Here is a 503-nt window from a genome sequence, read left to right as displayed (position 1 = left end):
AAGCCCGCAGCCGCCTGTCGCCCGGTCTCTACTGGGGTCGAGTCTGACAAAAGGTTCAAATACGCGCTCTCGCGCATCCGCTTCAATGCCGGGGCCATCATCTTCGACTATCAGCGTTGCCTGACTGCCGTCAAGTAACAGACTGACCTGAACGGTGGTACGGCTGTAGCGCAACGCATTATTCAGCAGGTTATCCAGCACTCGCGACATTAACCGCATATCAAGCGCGCCATAATCGCCGATTACACATGTGAGAAGATTTACGGCGCGTTCCGGGTTCACGCTCTGCACATCCTGCAAATGCGCGAACAACCAGGCGGGGAGGTCGGGTTTGGTCAACATCAGTTCATTTTGTGGTCGGTCAAGGCGCGCATAGGTGAGCAGTTCTTCAATCAGCGCTTCCAGTTGACCAATATCGCGATTGAGCGCCTGTGATTCCGGCGGAGTCAGATTTTCACTCATTTCAAGCCGATAGCGTAAACGTACCAGCGGCGTGCGAAGCT

Annotated in this window: 1 protein-coding gene; it reads right to left on the bottom strand. The window is 54.9% G+C overall.

From position 1 onward, the window contains the following. Nucleotides 1-503: ATP-binding protein (locus K0335_RS22380; protein ID WP_231825873.1), on the bottom strand; the 503-nt coding region annotated here is incomplete at both ends.

The organism is Escherichia sp. GZ89 (genome assembly GCF_019366485.1).
Classification (GTDB): Bacteria; Pseudomonadota; Gammaproteobacteria; order Enterobacterales; family Enterobacteriaceae; genus Escherichia; species Escherichia fergusonii.
The sequence above is the reverse complement of the archived record's forward strand: the minus strand, read 5'-3'. Positions and strand labels throughout refer to the sequence as shown.